Raw genomic sequence first — 9,814 nt, 5'->3', positions numbered from 1 at the left:
GGCCGGGGAGATCGTGCTGTTCGACCGGTCCTGGTACAACCGGGCCGTCGTCGAGCCGGTCATGGGGTTCTGTTCGGACCGGGAGTACGAGGAGTTCATGGCGCAGGCGCCGAACCTGGAGCAGTCGCTGGTCGACGACGGGATCCACCTGGTGAAGTTGTGGTTCTCGGTGTCCCGGGCGGAGCAGCGGACGCGCTTCCTGATCCGGGTGATCGATCCGTTGCGGCAGTGGAAGCTGAGCCCGGTGGATCTCGCCGCGTTGGAGAGGTGGGACGAGTACACCCGCGCCAAGGAGGCGATGTTCGAGCGCACGGACAGGCCCGAGGCACCGTGGACGGTGGTGCGCAGCAACGACAAGCGCCGCGGCCGGATCGCCGCGTTGAGCTGGGTGCTCTCGACGCTGGACTACCCGACGAAGGATCCCGAGGCGGTCGGGGAGCCGGATCCGCTCGTCGTCGGGCCGCCGTCGCAGGTCTACGAGGCCAGCGAGCGCACCTGACGACCGCCTACGCGGTGATCCGCTCGGAGAAGCGCCGAGCCCACCCGTCACTGTGGACGAGGACGGGATGCCGGGTGTGCCGGTACCCGCACCAGACGCACTGTGACCGCGCGGCGGCGCCGGCACCTCGATCGCGGCGACGGTGCACGCTCGTCCGGACGGCGCGCGAGACCTCGGCCCAGGCCCATGCGACCGAGACGGCGACGGTCAGCGCGCCGACGATCAGCGCACCGACCACGCGGGCCACGACCCTGATCAGCCGGAGCCCGACCCCGTCCGCCGGCCGCGAGGTGTCCGGCCCGGCCGGAGGGGCGCCGGCGTGCAGGAGCGTCGCCGCGGGCGCGGTCGGTACACGATTCACCACCCCTCCTTTCTGCCCGTCGGAGCCGGCCGGCGCCACCTCCCGAGGAGGCGGGCAGATGAACACCTTGTGCGCTGTGCAGGGCGTGGGCGCCTTCCGGCCGCTCGCCCCGCGGCCGCGTGGGCGTCGACGCGGGGGATGGACGAGGTCGGCGGGCAGCCGGCTCTCGTCGGTCACGCGGTACCTGTCTTGCGGGAGTGGCGGAGCGGTCCGTCAGGGGACGACGGCGTGGCCGCTCTCGTCGAAGTGCGCGAGCGCGAAGGCCCTCGACGACTCGACGTGCTCCCGCATGAGCCGTTCGGCGAGCGGTCCGTCCTGGGCGCGGAGGGCCTCGAGGATCCCGCGGTGCTGCTCGGTGGCGATCGCCGTGCGCTCGGCGGGGTACGAGTAGCGCGAGCGATAGCTCACGGTGAAGGCGAGCACCTGGCCCATGATCGTCTGCAGCAGCCTGCTGCCCGTGGCGTCGCTGATCAGCTTGTGGAAGGCCAGGTCGGCGAGGGCCTGGTCCCCGGCCGTGCCGGACAGCCCCACTCGCTCGAGCTTGGCCTGGGCGTCGACCAGCGCGTCCAGGTCCGCCCCGGTGCGGGTGCGGGCCGCCTCGCCCGCCGCGTAGGCCTCGAGGACGGCCCGGAGCGAGTAGATCTGCACGATGTCCTGCGAGGTGATCGTGCGGACGGTGGCGCCCCGGTTGGGGGTGAGCTCGACCAGGCCCTCGCTCTGCAGCGTGAACAGGGCCTCGCGGACGGGGGTGCGGCTGACGCCCAGGCTCTCCGCAAGGGCACGTTCCGGCAGTGGCTCACCCGGCTGGAGGTTCCCGGAGAAGATCTCCTCGCGCAGCACCCGGGCGACGCCCTCGCTCGTGCGTTGCGACAGGGGAACGGCGTTCCGCCCCACCAGCTGCATCTACCGGTCTCCATCCTGAGCGATCCGTCGGACGCTCGCCGGCTCCTCCCCGCACCGCGGATCACCACGGTGGGCCGGGTGAATGATACGGGGCGGCCCACCGGCCCCGGCCTCCGTGGCACCGGCGGTACCGCCGGTGCCACGGAGGACGTGGTCACGGCGAGGTGATCGTCGCGGACTCCGCGGGGGCGACCGGCACCGCGGGCTCCGCCGGTTCCGCGGTCGCTGCCCGGGCCGCTCCCGGCGCAGCGGCGTCGTCCACGCCCCGGGGGTCGAGGTCGTCCGAGGAGTTCTCGAGGCCCCACCGTGTCCGGTCGAGCCCCGTGACCTCCTCGGCGGCGTCCGCCCGGAGCCCGCCGAACCGCTCGAACAGCAGGCACATCAGGAAGGCCGGGACGCCGGCGACGAGCATCGTCGCCCCGACGCCGGCGAGCTGCCACCACGGGGTGATCTGCGCGACGCCCACCGCGTACGGCCCCTCCAGCCCGATGTAGCCGCCGGTCCGGGTGCCCCACTCGACGAACCCGGTGAGCACCGCGCCGACCACGCCCGGCCCGAGGGCGAGCGGCACGACCTTCGGGTCGTCGATGCGCAGCCGGCGCAGGATGCTCGCGGTACCCAGCCCGACGAGCGGGCCGAGGGCGCCGACCAGCAGGCACTGCCACGCGTTGCCGACGTCCAGCAGGGTCCCGGTGATCACCACGCCCGAGATCGGTCCCAGGAAGGCCCAGGTGGGTTCGCGGCGACGGTGGGCCAGCAGCAGCCCGACGACGGCACCGCCGATGATCGCTGCCACGAGGTTGACGATGACGACGCCGATCCCGCTCTCGGTGAACGAGATCCCGAAGAACCCGACGTCCGGGACGATGTAGCCGCTGCCGATCGTGACGAACGGCAGGGCGAGCAGGATCAGCAGCGTCCCGATCCCGACGAAGGACAGGTTCTGGGCGGCGGGGCGGGCACCGGTCGGGTGGGTGTGGAAGGCCCCGAGTCGGGGCCCGACCCGCCACGCCAGCACGAGCACGAAGGTCCCGGCGGTGATGTAGAGCGGGAAGACCCCGTCGAAGTCGTGCGTGCCGCGCAGCGTGAGGGGCGAGAGCGAACCCCAGCACAGGTAGCCCACCAGGGGCGACAGCACCGCGCCGATGACGAAGGACATCACGTGGAGCGGGACCGGCTTGATGCGTTCCACGACCCCGGTGTGGATCAGCGCGACCGTCGCCATCGTGAAGGTCACGAAGAACACCAGGAAGATCTGCAGCACGTCCGCCTCGGGCAGGGCCGAGGGGTCGATGTACCGGGAGGCGGTCGTGGTGAACGCGCCGCCCAGCCACCAGTCGCGCACCGCCTGCCAGAACGGGTCGGGCACCCCGAACGCCTGGTTGAACTGCCATTGCCAGAGGGGATAGCCGATGAGCAGCGTGCCGAGCCCGCCGACCATCGCGGCCCCGATCTTCTGCAGTGCCGTGTCGAGGACGTTGCGGCGCCGGACGAGTCCGACGTCGATGAACACCAGGCCCACGACGACGAGGAGGACGGCGATCGCCCCCACGGTGTAGATGAAGGTGGAGAGGATCCAGTGGGTGGAGGCCTGCTCGGGGAATTGCGGCATGAGGATCTCCGGTAGGGGAGTGCCGAGCGCTGCGGACCCGCAGCGGGGTGGAGCGAGAAACGGCGTCGCGCGGGAGTGACCGGCCGGGTGCGCAGCCCGGCGGTGCGATGCCGGCGCAGAACGTATACCGGTATGCCATTCCCGGACAAGGGGCAAGGCACTCGTCCTGAGCTGCGACGATGCGCCGTGTAACGACGACGTTGCCGCAGTTGTCGATCGCGTTTCTTGGTCCGGGGGCTTCCCTTCCCGCCCCGCGGTGGGGCAAGCTTCCTGGCGTTCGGCCCCGGGCCGAGCTGGAGGCGCGGTTGGTATACACGTATGCCACCCCTCGTCGCCCGAACGACGACGACGCGTAGAGGAGCACCCGTGGACCACGAGCCCGAGACGGCCCGTGTGTACGACCGCGCAGGATTCGGCCACTCCGTGCCGCGCGGCGCCCGCCCCGCGGTGGTGGTGGTCGACTTCAGCTACGGCTTCACCGACCCGTCCTACCCGACGGGCGCGGACATGACGGCGCCCGTGCTCGCGACCGCGCAGCTGCTCGCGGCCGCGCGGTCCGCGGGCGCACCGGTCGTGTTCACCACGATCGCCTACGACCCCGGCCAGGTCGCCGGGCTCATGTGGCTGCGCAAGGCCCGGGGGATGGCGGCGCTGGAGGCCGGCAGCCGGCTCGTGGAGATCGACGCGCGGCTGGACCCCCGGCCCGACGAGCACCTCGTCGTCAAGACGGGCGCGTCGGCGTTCTTCGGCACCGGGCTGGCCACGTACCTCGTCTCCCGGGGCGTCGACACCGTCGTCGTCGCGGGGGCCACCACGAGCGGCTGCGTCCGCGCGACCGTGGTGGACGCGGTCCAGTACGGCTTCCCGCCCCTGGTGCCACGGGACTGCGTCGCCGACCGGGCTCCCGAACCGCACGGCGCCAGCCTGTTCGACATCGACGAGAAGTACGGCGACGTCGTCGACCTCGCCGACGTCCTCGACTACCTCACCCGCCCGAGCGACCCCGACACCGCACCGTCGACCACCACCGAGCCGAAGCCAGAGGTCTCCGTATGACCCCCACGAGCCCCGATCCCCTGCCCTTCGAGCCCGCCCAGGCCGTGCCCGGCAAGCGCTTCGCCAGCCCGTTCGCGGTCACCACGCCGCCGGGCGCCGAGGGCTGGGAGAGCATGTACCCGTACTACGCGCTGCTCAGCCCCGAGCGCGCGGAGTTCGAGGACGGCAAGTTCTGGTTCTTCGACGGGATGCACAACCCCGAGCCGCTCTACCCGTTCGACACGATCATGACCGAGAACTGGTGGGTCGCGGTCAGCCAGATGTCGACCCGCGTCTGGCCCATCCCGCTGGCCGGCGGGATCGACCACCGGATCATCAACGGCTACCTCTACATCAGCCCGAACGCCGTGTCCGACGCCGACGAGGTCGCCGCGCGCGCCGCGGACTTCGAGATCCGGGCCGGGCACTACTACGAGAACTGGGACGAGATCTACGAGCAGTGGGTGGCCAAGGCGACCGACTGCATCGAGCGGCTCAAGGGCCTCCACTTCGCGCCGCTGCCGCACAAGGAGCCGGAGTCCGCCGTCTTCTCCCACCGCGGCCTGTTCTCCACCTACGACCTGCTCACGCGGTACAGCGAGCTCATCCACAACATGTTCGAGATGGGCTCCTACCACTTCGAGATGCTCAACCTCGGTTACGGCGCCTACCTCACCTTCCGTGAGTTCTGCCAGGCCGCCTTCCCGGGGATCACGGACCAGACCATCGCCAGCATGGTCTCCGGCATCGACATCATGCTGTTCCGGCCGGACGACGAGGTCCGCGCCCTGGCGCGGCTCGCCGTCGAGCTCGGGCTCACCGAGCAGCTGCTCGGCACCGAGGACCCGGAGGCCGCCCTCGCCGCCGTCGCGGCGCAGCCGGAGGGCGGCCGCTGGGTCGAGGCCTTCGAGCAGGCCAAGGACCCGTGGTTCTGGTTCTCGACGGGCGCGGGCTACCAGCACAGCGACCGTGCGTGGATGGACGACCTGCGGCTGCCCTTCACCGCCCTGCGCGGCTACATCAAGAACCTCCTCGACGGGCAGGACATCGACCGTCCGCTGGAGGCCATCCTCGCCGAGCGGGTCCGGGTCACGGACGAGTACCGCACCTACCTGCCGACGGACGCCGACCGGGAGTCCTTCGACGGGCTGGTCGAGCTGGCGCGCAAGGTCTTCCCGTTCGTCGAGAACCACAACTTCTACGTCGAGCACTGGCACCACTCGATGTTCTGGTCGAAGGTGCGCGAGCTGGGCGACGTGTTCGTGGCGCACGGCTTCCTCGACGACCGCGAGGACATCTTCTACCTGCACCGCAACGAGATCTACTCGGCGCTCTACGACCTCAACATCGGATGGGCGACCGGCACGGAGGCGCGGGGCGTCACGTACTGGCGGCCGGAGGTCGAGCGCCGGCGCCGCATCCGCGACGTGCTCAAGGCGAACCCGCCGCAGCCCGCGCTCGGAGTGCCGCCGGAGTACATCACCGAGCCGCTGACGGTGATGCTGTGGGGCATCAACCAGGAGTCGGTGCAGGAGTGGCTCGGCTCCGAGGACCAGGACCCGAACCAGCTCAACGGTGTGGCCGCCTCCGCGGGCAGGGTCACGGGCCGGGCGCGGGTGATCCTCGACCCGGAGCAGCTCCACGAGGTGGAGGACGGGGACATCCTGGTCTGCCGCATCACGGCGCCGAGCTGGGCGCCGGTGTTCTCCCGGCTCGCGGCCGCGGTGTCCGACGTCGGCGGCATCATGGCGCACACCGCGATCGTGTGCCGCGAGTACGGGCTCCCCGCCGTCGTCGGTACGGGCTTCGCGACGACCACCATCAAGACCGGACAGCTGATCGAGGTCGACGGCGGCAACGGCGTCGTCCGCGTGCTCGAGGACGTGACCGCATGACCACGACGGAGACCCCCTTCGTCCTTCGGATCGACGACCCCGCGGCCGTCGCCAGCCCGCTGCTCGGCGGGAAGTTCGGCAGCCTCGCCGAGATGACCGCGGCCGGGTTCGCGGTGCCGCCCGGGTTCGGCGTCACCACCTCCGCCTACCGCTACTTCCTCGCCGAGTCCGGGCTGGCGGACGCCGCCCGCGCGGTGCGGGCCGAGGCGCGCGGGGCGGACCTCGCCCGCGTCCAGGAGCTCAGCGCACAGTTCTCCGCGGAGATCGAGGGCGCGACCGTGCCGCCGGCGCTCGAGGACGCCGTCCGCTCCTCCTACGCCCGGCTGGAGCGCGAGGCCGGGACCGCCGACCTGCCCGTCGCCGTCCGGTCGAGCGGCGAGTCCGAGGACCTCGCCGGCGCCAGCTTCGCCGGGCAGTACGACACCTTCCTGTGGATCCGCGGAGCGGACGACGTCCTCACCCACGTCCGGCGCTGCTGGGCGGGCATGTTCGGCCCGGCCGTGCTGACCTACAAGCCGGAGGCCACCGCGGACGCCGCCCTTGCCGACCACGGCATCTGCGTCGGCGTGCAGCGGATGGTGGAGGCGCGCTCCGCGGGCGTCATGTTCACCCTCGACCCGGTGACCGGGGACCGCTCGAAGGTCGTCGTCGAGGGCTGCTGGGGCCTGGGGGAAGGGGTCGTCGGCGGCGGCGTCACGCCGAGCCGGTTCGTCGTCGACAAGGTGACCTTCGAGGTGGTCAAGCGCGAGCTGACCCCGCAGGAGTCCGCGTACGGCGTCGACCCCGCCACCGGCGCGGTCGGGCTGGTCCCCGTGGCCGAGGACCGGCACGAGCTGCCCTGCCTGACCGAGGAGGAGCTCGACGCGCTGGCCAGGCTGGCCAAGCGGATCGAGCGGCACCGCGGTGCCCCGCAGGACATCGAGTGGGCCGTCTCCGAGGCCGGCGAGGTGTTCGTCCTGCAGGTGCGGCCGGAGACGGTGTGGGCGCAGCGCCGGGCCGAGCAGCTCGTGGCGAAGCCGAAGTCCGCGGTCGGGCACGTGCTGGCCCGGTTCTCCGGCACCGGCGTCGCGTCGGGGAACCGGTCGTCGTGAAGCCCGCCCGCTTCGCCTACCACCGGCCGACCACGGTCGCCGAGGCCGTCGCGCACCTGCGCGACCACGCCGGCGGCGCCCGGGTGCTCGCCGGCGGGCAGAGCCTGGTGCCGATGCTGAACATGCGCCTCTGGCGCCCCGACGCGCTCGTCGACATCAACGAGATCGACGAGCTCGACGACATCCGCGTCGACGGCGAGCGGACCGAGATCGGCGCGCTGATCCGGTACTCCACCCTCGAGCGGTCGGCGCTCGTGGCCGAGCGGCTGCCGCTGCTCTCCCGGATCGTGACCCACATCGGGGACCGGCAGGTCCGCAACCGGGGCACGATCGGCGGGTCCCTGGTCCAGGGCGACCCGACCGGCGAGATGCCGCTGGCCTGCCTCGTGCTCGACGCGACCGTGGTCGCGGTCGGGCCGGGCGGCGTGCGCCGGATCCCGGTCACCGAGCTGTACACGGGGTCCTACGCGACCGTGCTCGAACCCGACGAGCTGCTCGTCGCGGTCGAGTTCCCGGGCCACCCCCAGCACGTCGCCTTCCGCCAGTACTGCCGCAAGCACAACGACTTCGCCGTTGTCAGCGTGGTGGTCACGGGCGACCGGGCTGCCGACGGCACCTGGCGCGGCGTCCGCATCGCCCTCGGCGGTGTGGCGGACACCCCCGTCCTCGCCACCGCGGCGGCGGCCGCCCTCGAAGGCTCCCGGCTGACCGACGCCGACCTCGACACCGCCGCGGCCGCCGCGGCGGAGGTCGTCGACCCACCCTCCGACGTGCGCGCCTCCGCGGCCTACCGGCGCCACCTGCTGCCGGTCCACCTCCGCCGCGCGCTGACCGACCTGCGGGCCTCACGCCCGTGACACGACGTGCCCGCGGCGATGTCCAAGGGTGGAAGAGAGATCATGCAACTCCGTGAGGAATTCGAGGTCGCCCAGCCGCTGAGCTCGGTGTGGGCGTTCTTCGAGCACCCCGAGAAGGTCGCCGGCTGCGTGCCCGGCGTCGAGGACCTGGTGCTGACCGGGCCGGACGACATCGACGTCCGGATCACCCAGAGCGTCGGGCCGATGTCCGCCACCTTCGCCGCGACCGTGACGATCGTCGAGCGGGTGCCGGAGAAGCTCATCGCCTTCACCGCGACCGGCAAGACCGTGCGCGGGGCCATGGGCAACGTCCGGGCGACCGTGACGGTCCAGGTGGAGGCCGCGGGACCGGACCGGACGACCGTGTCCGTCGACGGCGACGTGGCCCTCGCGGGCGCCCTGGGCAGCGTCGGGCAGAAGGTCGTCGCGAAGCAGGCCGGGAAGGTCACCGCCGCCTTCTCCCGCAACCTGGAGGAGGCCCTCGGCGGGGCCGCACCCGGCCGCTCCGCGATCGGCACCGCCGACTTCGCCGAGCGCTCGCCGGCACCCCCCGGTCCGCCCGCGCCGGTGCTTCCGGCCCACCGGGGTCCGGACCGCTGGACGATCCTCTCCGTGGCGCTGAGCGCGGTGTCGGCGGTGCTCAGCGGGATCGCCGTCTGGCAGAACCGGCGCCGGCGATGACCGCGCCGATGCCCTGGACCGCACCCCGCGTCGAGGCGCAGGGCGAGGTCGAGGCGCTCGCCGCCGAGTGGATCGCGCCGTACGGCCAGGCCGATCACCTCGTGCGGGCGCGCGACTGGCTGGTCCATCTCGCGCCCGCCGCGACGGCCGAGATGCGGATCGCGGCGCTGACCCACGACATCGAGCGGATGTTCCCGGGCGGCCCGGTGCTCCGGCACGCCGACGGGCGGTGGGACGACCCCGACTACCTGTACGCGCACATGCTGCGCTCGGCCGAGGCCGTCACCGTCTGGCTCGGGGGTCTGGGCCCCGTGGCGGCCACCGTCGACGGGGCCGAGATCCGGCGCCTCGTCGGGCTGCACGAGGTCGGCGGGCTCGACGGCGCCGACGAGGTCCAGGCGGCGGACTCGCTGTCCTTCCTCGAGACCCTCGCGGGCCTCACCCGGGACTGGGTCCTGACCGGCGTGTGCTCGCGTCCCCAGGCCGAGCGCAAGCTGCGGTACATGGCGGACCGGGTGCGGATCCCGGCCGCCGCCCGGCACGCGGCGCCCCTGCTGGAGTGGGCGCTCGACCTCCTCCCGGCGGGCGCGGCGGAGGTGGCACGCCGATGACGACGTCGATCGACATCGCGGACGTCCCGGTCCCCGGAATCCCCGGCACCGGCGACCGGGTGCCGTGTGACGACCTCCCCGGCTTCCTCGGCCTCGTCCGCCCGCACCTGCTCTCGTCCCTCGCACCCCAGGAGTAGCCAGTATGGACCAGAACCTGTTCAACGAGATCTGCCTGCAGCAGTTGACCCTGTCCGGGGTGCACGAGGGCGAGACGGTGGCGGTGCTGACCCGCGGGGCCGAGCGCGCGGAGTACGCCGATGCGTTCCTGT

At 72.5% G+C, this 9,814-nt stretch carries 11 protein-coding genes and 1 pseudogene; 9 read left to right on the top strand and 3 right to left on the bottom strand.

Annotated elements, in window-relative coordinates; translation table 11 throughout:
* A partial coding sequence (locus tag ABD990_RS33910) for a polyphosphate kinase 2 family protein (protein ID WP_486362915.1) occupies positions 1–499 on the top strand: 499 nt, incomplete at its 5' end.
* A gap of 7 nt (positions 500–506) precedes the next feature.
* On the opposite strand, the gene ABD990_RS33905 is transcribed toward ABD990_RS33910, so the two are convergent.
* The 3 genes from ABD990_RS33905 to ABD990_RS33895 all read right to left on the bottom strand — a co-directional run bounded on the left by ABD990_RS33905 (position 507) and on the right by ABD990_RS33895 (position 3,375).
* The gene (locus ABD990_RS33905) at positions 507–860 is read right to left on the bottom strand and encodes a hypothetical protein (protein WP_345384908.1); all 354 of its coding nucleotides are present in this window, start codon (positions 858–860) and stop codon (positions 507–509) included.
* 213 nt (positions 861–1,073) lie between these two features.
* The gene (locus ABD990_RS33900; protein ID WP_345384907.1) at positions 1,074–1,763 is read right to left on the bottom strand and encodes a GntR family transcriptional regulator; all 690 of its coding nucleotides are present in this window, start codon (positions 1,761–1,763) and stop codon (positions 1,074–1,076) included.
* A gap of 154 nt (positions 1,764–1,917) precedes the next feature.
* Positions 1,918–3,375 carry a hypothetical protein gene (locus ABD990_RS33895; protein WP_345384906.1) on the bottom strand — a complete coding sequence of 486 codons (1,458 nt, stop codon included), beginning with the start codon at positions 3,373–3,375 and terminating at the stop codon, positions 1,918–1,920.
* A gap of 366 nt (positions 3,376–3,741) precedes the next feature.
* Here ABD990_RS33895 and ABD990_RS33890 point away from each other — a divergent pair, with 366 nt between their 5' ends.
* From ABD990_RS33890 to ABD990_RS33855, 8 genes and pseudogenes are all read left to right on the top strand, one after another.
* Complete coding sequence (locus ABD990_RS33890; RefSeq protein ID WP_345384905.1) at positions 3,742–4,431, top strand: isochorismatase family protein; 690 nt, start codon at positions 3,742–3,744, stop codon at positions 4,429–4,431.
* Positions 4,428–6,305, top strand: coding sequence for a PEP-utilizing enzyme (locus ABD990_RS33885; RefSeq protein ID WP_345384904.1), 1,878 nt, complete (start codon positions 4,428–4,430; stop codon positions 6,303–6,305). The genes ABD990_RS33890 and ABD990_RS33885 overlap by 4 nt, the downstream gene beginning before the upstream one ends.
* Positions 6,302–7,396 carry a PEP/pyruvate-binding domain-containing protein gene (locus tag ABD990_RS33880; protein WP_345384903.1) on the top strand — a complete coding sequence of 365 codons (1,095 nt, stop codon included), beginning with the start codon at positions 6,302–6,304 and terminating at the stop codon, positions 7,394–7,396. Before ABD990_RS33885 ends, ABD990_RS33880 begins: the two co-directional genes overlap by 4 nt.
* Positions 7,393–8,253 (top strand): FAD binding domain-containing protein, encoded by an 861-nt coding sequence (locus ABD990_RS33875; protein ID WP_345384902.1) that lies wholly within the window; start codon positions 7,393–7,395, stop codon positions 8,251–8,253. The genes ABD990_RS33880 and ABD990_RS33875 overlap by 4 nt, the downstream gene beginning before the upstream one ends.
* 42 nt (positions 8,254–8,295) lie before the next feature.
* Positions 8,296–8,934 carry an SRPBCC family protein gene (locus ABD990_RS33870; RefSeq protein ID WP_345384901.1) on the top strand — a complete coding sequence of 213 codons (639 nt, stop codon included), beginning with the start codon at positions 8,296–8,298 and terminating at the stop codon, positions 8,932–8,934.
* Between the two features lie 8 nt (positions 8,935–8,942).
* Positions 8,943–9,545 (top strand): hypothetical protein, encoded by a 603-nt coding sequence (locus ABD990_RS33865; protein ID WP_345384900.1) that lies wholly within the window; start codon positions 8,943–8,945, stop codon positions 9,543–9,545.
* Entirely contained in the window at positions 9,542–9,682 is a 141-nt protein-coding gene (locus ABD990_RS33860) for a hypothetical protein (RefSeq protein WP_345384899.1), read from the top strand. Before ABD990_RS33865 ends, ABD990_RS33860 begins: the two co-directional genes overlap by 4 nt.
* A gap of 5 nt (positions 9,683–9,687) precedes the next feature.
* Positions 9,688–9,814: pseudogene (locus tag ABD990_RS33855) on the top strand (leucyl aminopeptidase); the annotation flags it as partial.

The organism is Pseudonocardia yuanmonensis, from assembly GCF_039542425.1.
GTDB classification, from domain to species: domain Bacteria; phylum Actinomycetota; class Actinomycetes; order Mycobacteriales; family Pseudonocardiaceae; genus Pseudonocardia; species Pseudonocardia yuanmonensis.
This window is presented reverse-complemented; position numbering and strand designations above follow the sequence as displayed.